This is a genomic window from Pseudomonas sp. KB-10 (assembly GCF_018221585.1).
Classification (GTDB): domain Bacteria; phylum Pseudomonadota; class Gammaproteobacteria; order Pseudomonadales; family Pseudomonadaceae; genus Aquipseudomonas; species Aquipseudomonas yangonensis.
On record NZ_QYYB01000003.1, the window covers coordinates 377,353 to 395,396 of the forward strand.

Consider the following 18,044-nt stretch of genomic DNA (forward strand, 5'->3'; position numbering starts at 1 on the left):
GTCATGAGGTTGTCCGCAACGCATTCGTGCGACTGCCATAACAATGACAATCAGGAGGCGAAATGACCGCCGTGGCCAAGATCGAGCAGCACAACCCCATCGGAACCGACGGTTTCGAGTTCGTCGAATTCACCGCACCGACTGCCGAAGGCATTGAGCAACTGCGCCAGTTGTTCACCGCCATGGGTTTCACCGAGACCGCCAAGCACCGCTCGAAAGAGGTGTGGCTGTTCCAGCAGAACGACATCAACATCGTGCTCAACGGCAGCCCCACCGGGCACGTGCGTGCCTTCGGCGAGAAGCATGGCCCCAGCGCCTGCGCCATGGCCTTCCGGGTCAGGAACGCCGCCCAGGCCGCGGCCTACGTCGAGCAGCAGGGCGCCAAGCTGGTGGGCAGCCACGCGAACTTCGGCGAGCTGAACATTCCCTGCGTCGAAGGCATCGGCGGCTCGCTGCTGTATCTGGTCGACCGCTATGGCGACAAGACCATCTACGACGTCGACTTCGAGTACATCGAAGGCCGCAGCCCCAACGACAACGCCGTCGGCCTGCAGTGCATCGACCACCTGACCCATAACGTGCGCCGCGGGCAGATGGATGTCTGGTCCGGCTTCTACGAGCGTATCGCCAACTTCCGCGAGATCCGCTACTTCGACATCGAAGGCAAGCTCACCGGCCTGTTCTCCCGCGCCATGACCGCGCCGTGCGGCAAGATCCGCATCCCGATCAACGAGTCGGCCGACGACAAGTCGCAGATCGAGGAATTCATCCGCGAGTACCACGGCGAGGGCATCCAGCACATTGCCCTGTCCACCGACGACATCTACGCCACCGTGCGCCAGCTGCGCGGCAACGGCGTGGACTTCATGACCACCCCGGACACCTATTATGAAAAGGTCGACAGCCGCGTCGCCGGCCATGGCGAGCCGCTCGAGCAACTGCGCGAACTGAACCTGCTGATCGACGGAGCGCCGGGCGACGACGGCATCCTGCTGCAGATATTCACCAACACGGTGATCGGCCCGATCTTCTTCGAGATCATCCAGCGCAAGGGCAATCAGGGTTTCGGCGAGGGCAACTTCAAGGCGCTGTTCGAGTCGATCGAGGAAGACCAGCTGCGTCGCGGTGTGATCAAGGCCGAGGAGTGACGCCATGAGCCGCCAATGGATCCGCTTTCCGCTGCGTGAAGGCGAGTGCTCGCGCCAGGCTCACTGCGACCTGCCGCAGGGCACCTACGAGCGCGAGATGGGCCGCGAGGGCTTCTTCGGCCCCACCGCGCACTTGCATCACAAGCATCCGCCGACCGGCTGGATCGACTGGGAAGGCCCGCTGCGCCCGCATGCGTTCAACTTCAACGACATCCCCAGCGAGCGCGACTGCCCGCTGGCGGCGCCGCTGACCCTGCACAACGCTGACGTCAAGCTGCGCGTCTGGCGCACCCACGGCGCCATGCGCCACCTGGTGCGTAATGCCGACGGTGACGAGCTGCTGTTCGTCCACGAGGGCAGCGGGCATTTCTATTGCGACTTCGGCCACCTGGAGTACCGCGACGGTGATTACCTGCTGATCCCGCGCGGCACCGCCTGGCGCATCGAGGCCGGCACGCCGAGCTACTTCCTGCTGATCGAGAACAGCGACGGCGCCTACCAGCTGCCGGACAAGGGCCTGCTGGGTCCGCAGGCGATCTTCGACCCCGCCGTGCTCGATCATCCGCGGCTCGACGAGGCCTTCAAGGCGCAGCAGGACGAGAACACCTGGCAGATCCGCATCAAGCGGCGCAATCAGATCAGCACCGTGACCTACCCGTACAACCCGCTGGACGTGGTCGGCTGGCACGGCGACAACACCGTGGTGCGCCTGAACTGGCGCGATATTCGCCCGCTCATCAGCCATCGCTACCACCTGCCTCCTTCGGCGCACACCACCTTCGTCGCCAATGGCTTCGTGGTCTGCACCTTCACCCCGCGGCCGGTGGAGTCCGACCCCGGTGCGCTCAAAGTTCCTTTCTTCCACAACAACGACGACTACGACGAGGTGCTGTTCTACCACCGCGGCAACTTCTTCAGTCGCGACAACATTGAGGCCGGCATGGTCACCCTGCATCCCTGTGGCTTCCCCCACGGGCCGCATCCCAAGGCATTGAAGAAGAGCCAGGAGGACCCGGCCACCTTCATCGACGAGGTGGCGGTGATGATCGACACCCGTCGCGCCCTGGAGGTGAGCGATGCCGCTGGCGCGGTGGACGTGGCCGAGTACGTCAACTCCTGGCGTGCGCCGGGGTTGTAGGGTCAAACAAACCTGTAGGAGCGAGCTCCGCTCGCGAAGCTTTTTGTTCGGTCAGGGTTCGCGAGCAGAGCTCGCTCCTACCTCAGAATTCGAAGGATTACCGATGAAACTCGCATCACTGAACCAGGGCCGCGATGGCGTGCTGATCGTCGTTTCCCGCGATCTCACCCGCGCGGTACTCGTGCCACAGATCGCCATTACCCTGCAGGCCGCGCTGGATGACTGGCGCGTCGCTCGACCCAGGCTGGAAGCGGTCTATCAGCGTCTTAACGACGGCCTGGAGGAAGGCGCCTTCGCCTTCGATCAGACGGCCTGCCACAGTCCGCTGCCGCGCGCCTACCATTGGGCCGACGGCAGCGCTTACGTCAATCACGTCGAGCTGGTACGCAAGGCGCGCGGTGCCGAGATGCCGGAGTCCTTCTGGCACGATCCGTTGATGTATCAGGGCGGCGCCGATGCCTTCATTCCACCACACAGCCCGATTCGTCTGGCTGACGAGGCCTGGGGCATCGACCTTGAGGCAGAGCTGGCGGTGATCACCGACGACGTGCCGATGGGCGCCACGCCAGCCGAGGCGGGCGGCCACATTCGTCTGCTGATGCTGGTCAACGACGTGTCGCTGCGCAACCTGATCCCTGGTGAGCTGGCCAAGGGCTTTGGTTTCTACCAGAGCAAGCCGTCGTCGAGCTTCTCCCCGGTGGCGGTGACCCCGGACGAGCTGGGGGAGAGCTGGAAGGACGGCAAGGTGCACCGGCCGCTGGTTTCGCATATCAACGGCGCGTTGTTCGGCCAGCCGGATGCTGGCGTGGACATGACTTTCAACTTCCCGACGCTCGTGGCACACGCCGCCAAGACCCGACCGCTGGGCGCCGGCACCATCATCGGTTCGGGCACCGTGTCCAACTACGACCGCAGCGCCGGATCGAGCTGCCTGGCAGAGAAACGCATGCTGGAAATCGTCGAGCAGGGCGAAGCGAAGACGCCGTTCCTCAAGTTCGGCGACCGTGTGCGTATCGAGATGTTCGACGCAGCCGGCCAGAGCATCTTCGGCGCCATCGACCAGGTGGTGGAAAAGTACGACGTCCGCTGATTCGTAGGAGCGGCTTCAGCCGCGATTCGTCTGAAGACGCTAAAGCATCGCGGCTGAAGCCGCTCCTACCAAGTCGCGTTTCGAAGGAGTCCGTAATGCTGAAACTCTACGGCTATTGGCGCTCCAGCGCCGCCTATCGTGTGCGCATCGCCCTGAATCTCAAGGGCCTGGTCTATGAACAGGTACCAGTGCACCTGGTCAAGGATGGCGGCCAGCAGCACGGCGCCGATTATCGCGCGCTGAACCCGCAGGGCCTGCTGCCGCTTTTGGTGGACGAGGAAAATGGCGGCGTGCGCATCGCCCAGTCGCTGGCGATCCTCGAATACCTCGAGGAAATCTTCCCGGTACCGGCGCTGCTGCCGGCCGATCCGGCCGAGCGCGCGCAGGTGCGGGCCTTGGCGCTGCATCTTGCCTGCGACGTGCATCCGCTGAACAACCTGCGCGTGCTGCAGTACCTGAGCGGTGAGCTGGGCGTGGACGACGACGCGAAGAACGCCTGGTATCGGCACTGGGTCGCACTCGGCCTGGCGGCGCTGGAGGAGGGTCTGGCGCCGTTCGACGGACGTCTGTCGCTCGGTGAACGCCCTGGATATCTGGAAGCCTGTCTGGTTCCGCAGCTGTATAATGCGCGGCGTTTTAACTGTGACCTTGCCGCGTACCCACGCATTGTCGCCATGGCGGCGCGCTGTGAACCCCTGGAGGCCTTCCAATTGGCCGCGCCGGAGGTGCAAGCCGACGCCCAGTGACCCCTCTGGCTTAACCCCAAGCCTTGCATTCCGCTGCGCCACGAGCGCGGCGGGTCCGATTCCGTCACAGATAAAAACAAGCAGGTGACGCATGACCCGTGAAAAACCGAAGAACCTCTGGCTCTCGCGCTGGGGCTTCATCCTCGCTGCAACCGGCTCGGCCGTGGGCCTGGGCAATATCTGGAAATTCCCCTATATCACCGGCGAGTACGGCGGTGGCGCCTTCGTGCTGATGTACCTGGCATGCATCCTGGCCATCGGTATTCCGGTGATGATGACCGAGATCGCCATCGGCCGCCGTGGCCGTGGCAGCCCGATTGACGCCATCGGTCGTGTGGTTCGCGAGAACGGCGGCAACCCATTGTGGAAAGCGGTTGGCGGTATGGCCATGCTTGCGGGTTTCATGATCCTGTGCTTCTACGTGGTGGTCGCCGGCTGGGCCTTCGCCTATACATGGAAAATGCTCGATGGCTCGCTGGCTGCTACCAGCGTCGAGGCCCTCGGCGGGGTGTTCGAGGCGCACAATGCCAATCCCTGGCAGCTCGGTGGCTGGAGCGTGCTGGTGGCGCTGTTGACCCTGTGGATCGTGGCCAAGGGTGTACAGAAGGGCATCGAGAATGCCGTGCGCTGGATGATGCCGGGCCTGGCCCTGATGCTGGTGGTGCTGGTCGGCTACGCCTTCACCAGCGGCAGTTTCAAGGCCGGTTTCGATTTCCTGTTCCATTTCGATGCCTCGAAGATCACCGGCGAGGCGCTGCTGGCTGCATTGGGACACGCCTTCTTCACCCTCAGCCTGGCTTCGGGCGCCATCCTGACCTATGGCTCGTACATTCCCGACGGCCAGTCCATCGCCCGCACCGCTTTCCTGGTCGCCATTTGCGATACCTGCGTGGCGCTGCTGGCGGGGCTTGCGATCTTCCCGATCATCTTCGCCAACGGCATGAGTCCCGGAGCTGGGCCAGGTTTGATTTTCATGAGCCTGCCGCTGGCCTTCCAGCAGATGCCATTGGGTACCGCTTTCGGCGTGCTGTTCTTCGCCATGGTGTCGATCGCCGCGCTGACCTCGGCCATCTCCATGATCGAAGCCACAGTCGCCTACCTTAACGAGAAGCACGGTATCAGCCGTCTGCGCGCAGCGCTGGCTTCCGGCGCCGTGCTGCTGGTGATCAGCCTGCTGGCGATGTTGTCGTTCAACCTGCTGTCGGGCTGGACACCTTTGGGCAAGAACTTCTTCGACTGGCTGGACTACCTCACCTCGCGCTGGATGATGCCGCTCGGTGGCATCCTCATCGTCCTGCTGGCCGGCTACGCGCTTCGCAGCGAGATCATGCGTGAAGAGCTGGACCTGCCGCCCGCCGGTTACGCCCTGTGGCTGTTCATGGTGCGCTACGTCAGCCCGGTGCTGATCATGGTGGTGTTCCTGCATGCGTTGGGCTGGCTGCTGTTCGATCCGGTCGCGCAGTGGTACTGGATCGCGGGTGCCATCGGTCTGCTGGCTGTGGCTGGCGAAGGCCTGCGGCCTCGGGTGATGCCGGTGCTGATTGGGCGCTGATGCGCAGTTGAGTCGAAAGGGCGCAGTTTCGTCAGAGACTGCGCCTTTTTTATGGCAGCTAACCCATGGTATCGGCGGTTAATCGCCGTTAATGGGTGGCCAATAAGCGGATAATTGCCGAGTACTCCCGTCTTTGCGTAAGACATTGCCTACGCCGCGAGTAGTGGATTGGCGAATTGCCAGCACTCAAGCGGCTCCGACTTCCTGCCGATAGGCTGTACGCTCAATGGCACAGCTGTTGCGTATTCAGTGGAAAGGTCGTGCCCACAAGGTGCGGCTGCAATAAGAAGAACTCGGAGCTACCCCCTTTATGTTCAAGCCTGCCACACGTCTTTTCGCCAATCTTGCCGTGGGCAAGAAACTCCTCATCGGTTTCGGGCTGGTGCTGTTGCTGACAGCCGCCATGACCGTAAGCGGCTATCTCGCCGTCCAGGCGGTATTGAAAGGGCATGAGCAAGTCGGGGAACTGGCGCAGGTGAACCAGGAAATCCTCCAGGCACGTCGCCTCGAGCGCAATTTCGCCATCGAGCAGACCCAGGAAAGCGCCGAGCGCGTGCGCGAAAGTCTGCTCAAGGTGCAGGGCATGCTGGAGCATCTCGGTCAGGATGTGGCCGAAAACGCGCGCATTCAGACCATGCAGCAAGCCACTGCCGAGTACTTGAAGCAGTTCGACAATTATGTCGAGCAGCAGGGCAAGGCGCGCGAAGCCCGCCAGGACATGCGTACCGCAGCGGCGGAAGCTCGCGATCAGTTCGAGGTGATCGAACTGGACATGTACGACGCGGTGCGCGAGCTGCGCTTGCAGGGTGATCGCCTGCGTGGCAGCGATCCGCTGACCCTGGCAGAAACCGCATCCGGTCTGAGCAAGCGCATGCTCGATCTGCGCAGCCAGGAAAGCCTCTACATCATCGATGGTTCTGCCGAGGCGCTGCAGGAGTGGGAATACGTCAGCGACGACCTGCAGACCGTTGCCGGCAGTCTGAAAGTCTGGCTCGACGACGATCAGAAAGCGGCCATCGATACCGCCTTGCAGGCGCTGACCCTTTATCAGCGTTCCTTCCTCTACTACCAGCAGCTTCGCGAGCAGAACCAGGCGACCGAGAAGGCCATGATCGAGCGCGCGCGTTCGGTCGTCGATCTGGCCGAGTCGGCTCAGGCCAGCGCCGAAACTCATATGCTCGCCGATACCCAGCGGGCACTGGTGATGCTCGGCATCATGGGCGTCGCTGCGGTGGTGCTGGGGCTGTTCGCCTCGCTGCTGATCACCCGCCTGATCGTCACGCCGCTGCGCCAGACCGTCAGTTACGCCCAGCGTATCGCAGCGGGCGATCTCAGCCAGGATATTCCGCAGGACCGACGTGACGAAGTCGGTCAGCTGCTTGCAGCCATGCAGGATATGACTCTCAGCCTGCGCAACCTGGTCGGTCGCATCGGTGGCGGTGTCGGGCAGATCGCCGCGGCTGCCGAGCAGTTGTCGGCGATCACCGCGCAGACCAGTGCCGGTGTGCAGACGCAAAAGGTGGAGACCGAGCAGACCGCCACCGCCATGCACCAGATGGCGGCGACCGTGCAGGAGGTCGCGCAGAATGCCGAACAGGCCTCGCTGGCGGCGCGTGATGCCGATCTGGAGGCGCAGCAGGGCAACCGTGTGGTACAGCAGGCCGTGGATCAGATCGACAGCCTGGCCAGCGAAGTGGAGCAGTCGGCCAAAGCCATCGCCGACCTGAATCAGGAGAGCGCGCGTATCGGCACTGTGCTGGAGGTGATTCGCAACGTCGCCGAGCAGACCAATCTGCTGGCGCTCAACGCTGCCATCGAAGCGGCGCGAGCGGGTGAGCAGGGCCGCGGTTTCGCCGTGGTCGCCGATGAGGTGCGGGCGCTGGCCAAGCGCGCTCAGGACAGCACCGAGGAGATCGAAGGGCTGATCGCCGGCCTGCAGCGCATGGCCAAAGGCGCTGTGCAGCAGATGGACAGCAGTCGTGATCTGACCCGCCGCACCGTCGAACTGGCCGGTGAAGCCGGTGATGCCCTGGGTCGCATCACCCAGGCTGTCAGCACCATCGAACAGATGAACCAGCAGATCGCCGCCGCCGCCGAGGAGCAGAGTGCGGTAGCCGAGGCGATCAACGAGAGCGTGACCCGCGTGCGCGACATCGGCGAGCAGAGTGCCGCGGCCAGCGAGCAGACCGCCGCCTCCAGCGCCGAGCTGGCGCGCCTGGGCGTGGAGCTGCAGGGATTGGTGCGACAGTTCCGCACCTGACCCTCAGCCCAGGTGAAAACCGCCGTCGATGGGGATGATGGCGCCGGTCATGTAGGCACCGGCGCTGCCGGCCAGGCTCAGCGCCAGCGCGGCCATCTCGTCCTCGCGACCCCAGCGCTTCATCGGGATCACCGCGGTATCGGCAGCCAGCGCCGCTTCGTCCTCGGCGATGAAACGGGTCATCTTGCTCGGGAAGCGCCCCGGCGCGATCACGTTGACGTTGATGTGCTCGCCCACCAGCTCCCTGGCCAGCATGCGCGACAGCTGATGCAACGCGGCCTTGCTGGGGCCGTAGGCGTAGGCTTGCTCGCCCATCGCGCTGATGCCGGCTACCGAGCCGATATTGATCACCCGCGCCGGGCATTGCGCCGAACCTGCCTTGCGCAGCAGTGGCAGTAGCTGCTGGATGCAGCCGAACACCGAGGTGACGTTGAGCTGCATGACCTTCTCCCAGCCCTTGGCTGGATAGCTTTCCAGCGGCGCGCCCCAGGTGGTGCCGGCGTTGTTGACCAGAATATCCAGCTGATCGATGCGCCCGGTTAGTTCGCCAGCCAGCGCCTGCACACCTTCCTCACTGGCCAGGTTGGCGGCTATTCCCGTGCACCGGCCCAGCGCAGAGAGCTCTGCCGCGGTCTGCGCACAGGCTTCGCTGTCACGGGCGCAGACGTAGACATGGGCGCCGGCCTCGACGAAGGCCCTGGCGATCATCAGGCCGATACCGCGGGTGCCGCCAGTGACCAGGGCGATGCGGCCGACAAGGGAGAAATACGGATGCATGAGAAGGCCTCGATGAATGATGAGGTCTTCACCCTAGGGCCTGGCTCCGAGGAAAGCAGGCATCATTGCCGGCCGAAATGACGATTCATGCGTTTTGTCTTGTCGCGGCTAAAGCCCCTCCCACGCAATCGATACTCTGTGGGAGGGGGCTTTAGCCGCGACTCGCCATCTGCACATCCAGCACACGAATACGCCCTGGTTGCGGGTAATGCCAGTGCACGTCCAGATCCCAGAAGCGCGCGCCGTAGCGCCGCTCCGGCTGTGGTTGCTGGTAGGCCGGGCGCGGATCCTGCGCCAGACATTGCTCGATCAGCGCCACCAGAGGTTCGTCCAAACGCAGCCCGTGACTGCGCGCAGCTGCCAGGGCGTCGTCCTGCCAGTCCACCGGAATCAGCGGCGGCGGGGCATCGGCCATCTCGTTGCGCGCGTCGGCCACAGCATCGGCGTAAGGTACGTAAGGCTTGATATCCAGTACCGGCGTGCCGTCGAGCAGGTCGATGCCCGACAGGTGCAGGCGCCCCGGCTCGACTCGCTCCAGGCGCACCACCGACTGGCCTATGCCGTTGGGACGGTGGGTAGCGCGGGTACTGAATACGCCTACCGCCTGGTTACCGCCCAGGCGCGGCGGGCGCACTTTCAGGCGCGGCTTGTCTTCCAGTGCCTGGTGAAAGAGAAACAGCAGCCAGACGTGGCTGACCTGCTGCAGGCCCTGGACGGCCTCGCCCTGATCGAAGGGCGGCAGCAGTTCCAGCACGCCGCGCGCTGCGGGGGCCAGATGCGGCTGGCGGGGAATGGCGAACTTTTCCCTGAAGCAGGAGCGGACGATACCGACCGGGGAGACCAGATGCTGCATGGCGTCCTGCTTAGCGGCGGTTGACGGGCGCGTCATGCGCCACCCGGCAGCCGGCATCGCGGAATGGGCCGGTGAAGCGAATCCAGCCCTCGCCGGGGCTGGTCTGGGCGCAGGTCAGGTGACCATCGACCTTGCTCTGCCAGAGAAAGAAAGGCGCTGGGGCAGCGAAGCTGGGCAGGCTCAAGGCGAGCAGGGCGGTCAGAAGCAGGATGCGCATGAGGGTGGTCTCCAGAGCGTGATGGGCACAGCCTAACACGGCCTCAGAATCGTTCCTTGTCGCCCAGGTAGCGCCATTGTCCGACCGGCAGCTTGGCCATCGGCACGCCGCCGATACGGATGCGCTTCATGCCCAGCACTTTCAGGCCCAATGCCGCGCAGATCTGCCGCAGCAGGTCGGGTGCCGGGTTCTTCAGGGCGAAGCGCAGGCGCTGTTCGCTCTGCCAGCTGGCCTTGCACGGCGGGAACTGCGTGCCCTTGTGCAGCAGGCCTTTCTTCAGGCGCTCCAGGGCGCTGGCCGGCAGCTCGCCAGCGACATCGACCAGGTATTCCTGCTCCAGCTTGGCGCCGTCCTCACGCAGCTTGCGCTGTGCACGCCAGTCCTGGCTGAGCACCACCAGGCCGCTGGCGCCGTTCTGCAGCGGCAGACTCTGTTCCTGACGCAGGAAATGGCCATGCAGAATGCGCTGGGCGTGCGGATCTTCCTCCCAGTGCCGCTCGCGCGCGAGCAGGTGCTGCAGTTGCGCGGCGCTGGCGCCGGCCGGGCAATGCACCAGCAGCGTGACCGGTGCTACCGGGTCGAGGCTGGCGCCGGGCAGCAGCTCGACACGCTGCGCCTGGACCTTGAACTGCGGCGTTTCGACCACCTGGCCATCCACCGTGACCCAGCCGCCAGTGATGTACAGGTCAGCCTCGCGTCGGGAACAGCCGAACAGTTCGATGACGCGTTTGGACAGGCGGGTGGGTTCGCTCATGGGATGGCTCTGCAAAAAGGCTGTCATTGTAGCGCCGTGTTTGTCGGGGCGTGCACAAAACGATGCCGATCCGCGGCTGGAAGGACTTGAGGATCAGCGCCCACCTTATGTGGCGAACTCTTTTTACCGTACGGGCGTCAATACCCTTGGCCAACGGAAGCTTGTAGTCAAGGAGCTGCGCATGTCACTCAAGGTACAGATGGTCTTCGGCACTCGTCCCGAGGCGATCAAGATGGCGCCTCTGGCACGTGTTCTGAAACACTGGCCCGGGATCGATCTGTTCGTCTGCTCCACCGGGCAACACCGCGAAATGCTTCAGCAGGTACTCGACGCTTTCGAACTGAAAGTGGACGAAGACCTCAATGTCATGACTCAGGGGCAGACCCTGAACGGCCTGTCGCAGCAGTTGCTGCAGCGGCTCGACGAGAGCTACGCGCGGGTGAAACCGGATATCGTGCTGGTACACGGCGATACCACCACCAGTTTCATTGCGGCCTTGGCCGCCTATCACCGGCAGATCGCCATCGGGCACGTCGAGGCGGGCCTGCGTACCGGGAATCTGCGCTCGCCCTGGCCAGAGGAGGGCAACCGCACCCTGACGGGCGTGCTGGCCGATCTGCATTTCGCCCCAATCGGCAAGGCGCGCGACGACCTAGTGCGGGAAGGGCGCAGCATCGATCAGATCGAGGTGACCGGTAATACGGTGATCGATGCGTTGTTGTGGATGCGCGATCACCTGCAGCGAAGTCAGTGGCAGCCCGCAGCGGATTCGCCGCTGGCGACATTGCATCCGCAGCAGCGTCTGGTGCTGATCACCGGCCACCGCCGGGAAAACTTCGGCAAGGGCTTCGAGCATATCTGCCAGGCCTTGGCGGAGCTGGCCGGACGTTACCCGGATGTGCAGTTCGTGTATCCGGTTCATCTCAATCCGCAGGTGCAGGGGCCGGTGCACGCGCTGCTCGGCGGCTACGGCAACATCCACCTGATCGCGCCACAGGACTATCAGCACTTCGTCTGGCTGATGGATCGCGCCTATCTGATCCTGACCGACTCCGGCGGGGTACAGGAGGAAGCGCCAGCGCTCGGCAAGCCATTGCTGGTACTGCGCGAGGTGACCGAGCGGCCCTCGGTACTGGAGGGCGGTACGGTGTTGCTGGTAGGCACTGACCCACAGCGAATTGTCGAACAGACTGCGCGCCTGCTGGACGATGCCGAGGCTTACACTTCGATGAGCCGGGTATTCAGCCCCTATGGTGACGGCCATGCCAGCGAGAAGATCGCTCAACGCCTGACACATTGGGCCGCAGAACGCCAGGGCAAGTGAGGCGCGCATGAGTCTGGAACTGGTCGATCTGCTGGCCTATGTACTCTATGGCCTGAAGTTCCTCGCCATCGCATTGGCTGCGCTGATGTTTCTGCTCGGTCTGGATGACCTGTTCATCGACCTGGTCTACTGGGGGCGCGCGCTCATTCGGCGCTTTCGCATCTATTCCGGGCGCAAGCGCGCCGATGAGAAGCTGCTTTACGGTACGCCGGAAAAGCCGCTGGCGATCATGGTGCCGGCCTGGCAGGAGGTCGGTGTGGTGGGCGAGATGGCGCGCCTGGCCGCCTCGACGCTGGACTACGAGAACTACCAGATCTTCGTCGGCACCTATCCCAACGATCCCGACACCCAGCGCGATGTCGACGCGGTTTGTCTGCATTACCCCAACGTGCACAAGGTGGTATGCGCGCGGCCGGGGCCGACCAGCAAGGCCGACTGTCTAAACAACGTGATCGATGCCATTTTGCGCTTCGAGGCTGAGGCGCGGGTGCAATTCGCGGGCTTCATCCTGCACGACGCCGAGGACGTGATCTCTCCGCTGGAGCTGCGTCTGTTCAACTACCTGCTGCCGAACAAGGACCTGATCCAGGTCCCGGTCTATCCCTACGCGCCCGAGTGGAGCGGCTTCACGGCGGGGCATTACGTCGATGAGTTCGCCGAGAACCATGGCAAGGACGTGGTGGTGCGCGAGGCACTTACGGGCCAGGTGCCCAGCGCAGGGGTCGGCACCTGCTTCAGCCGGCGCGCTGTCGCCGCGTTGCTGGAGGAGGGCGACGGCATTGCTTTCGACGTGCAGAGCCTGACCGAAGATTACGACATCGGTTTTCGCCTGAAGGCTAAGGGCATGAAATGCATCTTCGCCCGCTTCCCGGTCAGCGATCCGAAGCTGGCCCTGGCTCAGGAATCGGGGTGGGGCATGAGCAAGCGCTTCTCTCAGGTGATTTGCGTGCGCGAACACTTTCCGCGCACCTGGTCGCATGCCGTGCGGCAGAAGTCGCGCTGGATCACCGGCATCGTTTTTCAGGGCACGACCAATCTCGGCTGGAGCACACGCAAGACGCTCAACTACTTCCTCTGGCGCGACCGCCGCGGCTTGCTCGCCTACCTGCTGAGCTTTCTGGTCAACATGCTGCTGGTGGTATTGCTCTGCATGTGGCTGTTTGGCCTGTTCAATCCCGACGCCTGGCACTTCCCCTCGATTCTGTCCGGCAGCCCGCTGCTCAGCACGCTGCTTTGGCTCAATGGCGTGCTGCTGCTCAATCGCCTGTTTCAGCGCGCTTACTTCGTCACCCGTTTCTATGGCATCGGCCAGGGGCTGTTGTCCGCACCGAGGATGATGTGGAGCAACTTCGTCAATTTCTTCGCCAATGTGCGGGCGCTCAAGCAGGTGCTGGCGATGGGCGATTCGCGACGGGTGGCCTGGGACAAGACCACTCACGAATTTCCTTCGCTGGGCCAGAACCAGCAAACGCCACTGGGTCAGCGCCTGGTCGAACAGGGGGTGCTCAGCGAAGAGCAACTGGCCGCCGCGCTGACCAACCCGGTGCGGCGGCGCCTGGGGCGGCAATTGCTGCTCGACGGGCTGCTCGACAGTCGGCAACTGGTGCAGGCATTGGCCGAACAGTTGGACGAGCCCTGGGCACCTCTGGACCCGTTTCGCCTTGAGCGTCGCCTGATCGAAGCCTTTCCCCGGCGTCTGGCGCTGCGCTATGCGGTGTTACCGGTGGCCGAGGAGGGGCAGACGCTGGTGTTGGCCAGTGAACGCCTGCTCAGTCAGGTTTCTGTCGGGGCGATCAGTCGTCAGCTCGGCCGGCCCGTGCGTTGGCAGTTGGCGCCACAGGGCCGGGTAACGCTTGGTTTGCGTTACTGGTATGGCGGCCGCCACGCCGGCGAAGAGGTGAGCAGAATGCTGAACATGCTTGAGCGTCATGCCGGGGACGAGGCCCTGCTGGAAGAGGTTTGCAAACATCAGGTGCTGTTTGGCGATCTGTTGCAGGTGCGTGGCTTGCTTCCGCCCTCGTTGTTCAATCAGGCACTGATCGACTTCGACCCCGAGGCGCATTCACTCGGTCAGCATCTGCTGCAGCGCGGGGTGATCACTGAAGACGTACTGCAGCAGGCATTGCGCGAGCAGGCCGAAGAGCAGCACGAGTCTTATCGCATCGTGGAGGCCCTGGCATGAGGCATTTGCTTGGTTTTTCCCTGGCGGCCTGCCTGATTGCACCTACGACATTCGCTGCCGAAGCGTTGACGGGGTTTCAGCAGTTTCGCAGTTATCCTTTTCTCGATCGCGCCTACCGTGAAGCTGAACGGCAGAACTGGGCGGAGGTGGAGCGGCTCATGCGCCAGCTGCTCGAGCGCGTGCCAAACAACGACGAAGGGCGCAGCCTGTTGGTCGAGGCGCTGGCCAAGCAGCGGCGTTACCGGGATTCCGAAGAGCTGGCGGCGCAACTGAGCGACAGTCACCGGGCACTGTTCGAGCTGCGTATGGCCTGGATCGAACAGGACCCGCCCAGCAGCGAAGTGGTCGAGCGTTGGCTGGAAGAGAGTGAAGGTGACCAGCGCGTGCGTTTGTGGCAGGCCTACAGCCTGACCCTGGCCAAGTTCGGCGGGGCCAAGCGCGCACTGGACTGGCTCAATCAGGTGCCGGTACGTGGTGACGGTATCGCCATGCGTATGGCGCGCGCCAACTGGGCTGAGCAATTGCGCGATTGGCAGGCCAGCGAGGCGCAGCTGGCGCCACTGGAGGCGCAGGGTAACCTCGCTCCCGAAGAGTGGCAGCGCCTGGCCAATGCCCGTGTGCAGTTGCTCGATGAGGCGGGGCTGCAGCGCCTTCTGAAGCAGCCGCCGTCAGCCGAAGCAGAAAAACGCGTGCGTTTGGCGATGCTCGACCGCGCCGTTGCATTGGGACGCCCGGATATGGCGCAACGCTGGTTGAACAGCCTGCCCGAGGAGGATCGCGATACGCTGCAGGAGCGCACCCGTGTCTGGGAACTGGCGCGTCAGGGAGGCAACAGCCAGCAGGTGCGTGAACTGAGTGAGCAACTTGGTCGCCCGTGCCTGGAAACGGCCGAATGGCTTTCCCGCCATGATCGCGACTCGGCCCTGCAGGAGTTGCGTGGCTGTCGCGCGGAAGAGGATCCGCAGACCTGGCTGGTGCTCGCCCAGCGTCTGGGGGCCACCGATCTGTTGGCCGGTCAGACGCTCCCCGGCCCGTGGGAGGCTTCGCGTCAGGAACGACTGCTGGAAGCCTGGCACGCACAGGGGCGCGACGATCTGGCCCTGGCCTGGCTGGCGCGCCAGCCGCAAACACCGGTGTTATCTCGCCGCCGAGCAGAGCTGCTGCAGGCCACCGGGCAATTGCAACAGGCCGAACACCAGTGGCTGGATTATTACCGGCGCACCGGCGATCTGCAGGGGCTGGATCAGGCCAGTTTTCTCGCGCTGCAGCATGGGCGCCGGGACGAGGCTCTGCAGTGGCTCGAGCAGGCGCTCGATAGCCGCCAGGGCAAACTGCCGGCTTCCCTGCTGCAACGCCTGGCCGGGCTCTATACCGATACGGGGTCGACCTTCGATGCGAGTCGCGCACGCGCGCTGCTGCCCCAACTGGACGCGCAGGGCCGAGTGGCGTTGCTTGGGCGACTGGCGGAAACCGGCGACTGTGCCTGGGTACGCGAAAGTATTGGCGATTCACCGCAAACGCCCGGCGAGCTGCGTGTGCTCGGACGTTGCGCCATGCCTCAGCGGCCTGGTGAGGCGGTGGTGCACTATCGTGCTGCGCTGGCGCAGGGCGATGAAGCCAGTCGTCTGCCATTGGCCTATGCGCTGGAGGCAGCCGGTGATGCGCCTGGTGCCTGGCGCATCTGGCGCCAGTTGCCCCTGCAGCAGCTCGACCATATCGCCCGTCTGACGGCGGCCCGCAGTGCACTGGCTGTGGGAGATTCGGCGGCTGCTGAACGATACTGGCGCAGCACCGCGCCCGGCTCGGCTGACGACTGGGCGCTCGGAGCCGCCATCGCTCAGGATCGTGGCGACCTGTCTCTGGCCTTGGAGCGCCAGCGTACGGCGCTGACCTCGCAGCCGAATGCCGGCCACTACTACGGCGCTGCGGCGACGGCACAGGCTGCAGGCGATACACGGCAGAGCCGCGACTGGCTGGCGGAGGCCGTACGCCTGGACCCGGATAACCCGCGTTATAACGCCGATTACGCCATGCGCCTGGCCGCTGCCGACACGCCGGAGCAGCGACGTAGCTCGATTGCGAGGCTGGAGCGGGCGACGCGTGACTATCCCGAGGATTATCGCCTGGGCGAGACGCTGGCCTGGCGCTACGACGAAGCCGAAGACAGCGCAGCGGCGCGCGGCGAACTGCGCCGGGTGATCGATCTGGAGCAGAATCCGGTCGCTGCGGACGACGACTTCGGCAGCATGGAGGCGCGCCGTTATCGCCAGCGTCGCGCCCATGAAACGCTGGCGCGACGTGACAGTTTCACCCTGGCCAGCACCTGGTCACCGGCGGGCGTGGCGACCGTCGCAACGCCCAGCGGTGGTTCCCGGCGGGCCTCTTCGCAGAACGTGCAAATGGCCGTCTGGGATCACGCGCTGGGCGAAGAGCCAACGCGCAACGGTAGCAGCCTGTCCGTCTATGGGCGTGCGCTGGCCGGAGCCAATGGTCGCAAACTCTACAACCAGTACCTCGCCGCGGGCGTTGGGCTGCGCTACAAACCGCTGGGTGACTACAACCTCAACCTGTACGCGGAGCTGTACAAGCAGAACGCATATCCGGACGGCGGCTTCGACGGCGAGCGCTGGAACAAGCTCTGGACGCCGGAGAAATTCGAGCGGCACATACGTGACCGTGATCGCTATGCGCAGACCTCCACCGACTACCTGCTACGCGCCACTGCGTCGTTCCTCGATCAGGGCGAATATCGCAACGACTGGCGCGTCGACGAGCAGGACTGGAACGAGCGCTCGCTCTATCTGGATGCCGCCTGGTGGACCAAGGCCGGCGATCATCAGTGGCTGTCGCGCTTCCAGCAAGGGCGCGTATGGAAGCTGCACACCGAGGGTGCGCAGACGCTGATGCTTTACGGGTTCGGTGAATTCAGCACGCAGGATCCGGATAACGACTGGCGGCAGGACCTGCGCAGTGGAATAGGTCTACGCTGGCAACTGTGGTACGGCGACAGCCTTTATAACGCTTTCCCTGCCCATGTCACGGTACGCACCGAGTACCAGTTCGGCCTGGGAGGCAATCTTTACGAGCGGGCCAATGGCTGGCTGCTGGGCATGGAGGTCAACTTCTGATGCGCCGTCTACTGATAGGCATCCTGATGAGCCTGGCCATGCTCCAGGCCCAGGCTGAGGAGCGCCTGTTCTTTCAGCCGCTGAACGTGGACAGCAGTCTCGATCAAAAGACCTGGAGGAGCATCTGGCGTGACACCGCCAAGGCCGGGGTGAAGGTGGTGGTGGTGCAATGGACGGCCCACGGCGAGTCGAACTTCGGCGGACGCGACGGCTGGCTGGCCAACAGCTTGCGCGCCGCTCAGGAACAGGGCCTGCAACTGGTGCTGGGCCTGTACATGGACCCGGCCTACTACCAACGTCATGCAGAGTTGGATGGTCCGGGGCTGGAGACATACTGGCAGCACCAGCTGGGCCTTTCCCTGGCGCAGCAGCGTCTGCTGCGGGATCAGTGGCAGCTGCCGGTGGCTGGCTGGTATCTGCCGATGGAGCTCGATGATCTGCAGTTCCAGGCGGTTGAACGGCGCCGGGTGTTGTACCGCCAGTTGCAGGATTTCGCCGCCAAGCTGGACGCGCCTCTGCACGTGAGCGCCTATACCGGTGCGCAGTTGGCTCCGGATATCTATGCCGCCTGGCTATACGAACTGCAATCGCTGGGATTGACGGTGTGGTGGCAGGATGGCGAAGGCACCGGCAACCTGTCCAAGGCAGTGCGCCGGGCCTACGGTCAGGCGTTGCCCTGTGAAGTCGGGATCGTCAGGGAGGCATTCCGTCAGGTCAGTGCCGATGGCGAACCGTTTCGCGCCGAGCCGGCCGAACCGAAGCGCATTTACCCCGACTGCCATGACGAGGCTGTATTTTCTCTGAGCTATCGTCCCTGGGGCGCGCCGCTGCGCGCCAACAGATAAAACAAACCCCGCATCGAGCGGGGTTTGTTT

14 protein-coding genes and 1 pseudogene are annotated in these 18,044 nt (G+C 64.1%); 11 read left to right on the top strand and 4 right to left on the bottom strand.

All coding sequences use genetic code 11. The features are described from left to right. Positions 1 to 62 precede the first annotated feature (62 nt). The 7 genes and pseudogenes from hppD (at position 63) to DXK50_RS25465 (ending at position 7,934) form a co-directional block, all read left to right on the top strand. Complete coding sequence (gene hppD / locus DXK50_RS10340) at positions 63 to 1,148, top strand: 4-hydroxyphenylpyruvate dioxygenase (protein WP_212630239.1); 1,086 nt, start codon at positions 63 to 65, stop codon at positions 1,146 to 1,148. Positions 1,149 to 1,152: 4 nt separating this feature from the next. Then, positions 1,153 to 2,286 carry a homogentisate 1,2-dioxygenase gene (locus DXK50_RS10345; RefSeq protein WP_212630240.1) on the top strand — a complete coding sequence of 378 codons (1,134 nt, stop codon included), beginning with the start codon at positions 1,153 to 1,155 and terminating at the stop codon, positions 2,284 to 2,286. A 103-nt stretch (positions 2,287 to 2,389) separates the two neighbouring features. Then, entirely contained in the window at positions 2,390 to 3,376 is a 987-nt protein-coding gene (locus DXK50_RS10350; RefSeq protein WP_212630241.1) for a fumarylacetoacetate hydrolase family protein, read from the top strand. A 95-nt stretch (positions 3,377 to 3,471) separates the two neighbouring features. Continuing rightward, complete coding sequence (maiA, locus tag DXK50_RS10355; protein ID WP_161866366.1) at positions 3,472 to 4,122, top strand: maleylacetoacetate isomerase; 651 nt, start codon at positions 3,472 to 3,474, stop codon at positions 4,120 to 4,122. A 91-nt stretch (positions 4,123 to 4,213) separates the two neighbouring features. Next, positions 4,214 to 5,674: a sodium-dependent transporter gene (locus tag DXK50_RS10360; protein ID WP_212630242.1), complete on the top strand. Its 1,461-nt coding sequence runs from the start codon at positions 4,214 to 4,216 to the stop codon at positions 5,672 to 5,674. 1,216 nt (positions 5,675 to 6,890) lie between these two features. Beyond that, positions 6,891 to 7,076 (top strand): annotated as a pseudogene (locus tag DXK50_RS25460) (HAMP domain-containing protein); the annotation flags it as partial. Then, positions 7,071 to 7,934 (top strand): methyl-accepting chemotaxis protein, encoded by an 864-nt coding sequence (locus tag DXK50_RS25465; protein ID WP_438810700.1) that lies wholly within the window; start codon positions 7,071 to 7,073, stop codon positions 7,932 to 7,934. The pseudogene DXK50_RS25460 and the gene DXK50_RS25465, both read left to right, overlap by 6 nt. Before the next feature lie 3 nt (positions 7,935 to 7,937). On the opposite strand, the gene DXK50_RS10370 is transcribed toward DXK50_RS25465, so the two are convergent. The 4 genes from DXK50_RS10370 to DXK50_RS10385 all read right to left on the bottom strand — a co-directional run bounded on the left by DXK50_RS10370 (position 7,938) and on the right by DXK50_RS10385 (position 10,535). After that, positions 7,938 to 8,711 carry an SDR family oxidoreductase gene (locus tag DXK50_RS10370; RefSeq protein ID WP_212630243.1) on the bottom strand — a complete coding sequence of 258 codons (774 nt, stop codon included), beginning with the start codon at positions 8,709 to 8,711 and terminating at the stop codon, positions 7,938 to 7,940. 151 nt (positions 8,712 to 8,862) lie between these two features. After that, a complete protein-coding gene (gene tsaA, locus DXK50_RS10375; protein WP_212630244.1) occupies positions 8,863 to 9,564 on the bottom strand; it encodes a tRNA (N6-threonylcarbamoyladenosine(37)-N6)-methyltransferase TrmO in 702 nt (233 codons plus the stop codon). Positions 9,565 to 9,574: 10 nt separating this feature from the next. After that, positions 9,575 to 9,781 (bottom strand): hypothetical protein, encoded by a 207-nt coding sequence (locus tag DXK50_RS10380; RefSeq protein ID WP_212630245.1) that lies wholly within the window; start codon positions 9,779 to 9,781, stop codon positions 9,575 to 9,577. Positions 9,782 to 9,824: 43 nt separating this feature from the next. After that, the gene (locus DXK50_RS10385; protein ID WP_212630246.1) at positions 9,825 to 10,535 is read right to left on the bottom strand and encodes an rRNA pseudouridine synthase; all 711 of its coding nucleotides are present in this window, start codon (positions 10,533 to 10,535) and stop codon (positions 9,825 to 9,827) included. 181 nt (positions 10,536 to 10,716) lie between these two features. Between DXK50_RS10385 and wecB the strand changes: the two genes are divergently transcribed. The 4 genes from wecB to DXK50_RS10405 are packed head-to-tail and all read left to right on the top strand — an operon-like array spanning position 10,717 to position 18,014. Next, on the top strand, positions 10,717 to 11,859 hold the full coding sequence (wecB, locus tag DXK50_RS10390; protein WP_212630247.1) for a non-hydrolyzing UDP-N-acetylglucosamine 2-epimerase: 1,143 nt from the start codon (positions 10,717 to 10,719) through the stop codon (positions 11,857 to 11,859). A 7-nt stretch (positions 11,860 to 11,866) separates the two neighbouring features. Next, positions 11,867 to 14,041 (top strand): cyclic di-3',5'-guanylate-activated glycosyltransferase NfrB, encoded by a 2,175-nt coding sequence (gene nfrB, locus DXK50_RS10395; RefSeq protein ID WP_212630248.1) that lies wholly within the window; start codon positions 11,867 to 11,869, stop codon positions 14,039 to 14,041. Further along, positions 14,038 to 17,169: an NfrA family protein gene (locus DXK50_RS10400; protein WP_212630249.1), complete on the top strand. Its 3,132-nt coding sequence runs from the start codon at positions 14,038 to 14,040 to the stop codon at positions 17,167 to 17,169. The genes nfrB and DXK50_RS10400 overlap by 4 nt, the downstream gene beginning before the upstream one ends. Further along, positions 17,169 to 18,014 (top strand): DUF4434 family protein, encoded by an 846-nt coding sequence (locus DXK50_RS10405; RefSeq protein ID WP_212630250.1) that lies wholly within the window; start codon positions 17,169 to 17,171, stop codon positions 18,012 to 18,014. Before DXK50_RS10400 ends, DXK50_RS10405 begins: the two co-directional genes overlap by 1 nt. Positions 18,015 to 18,044: the final 30 nt, after the last annotated feature.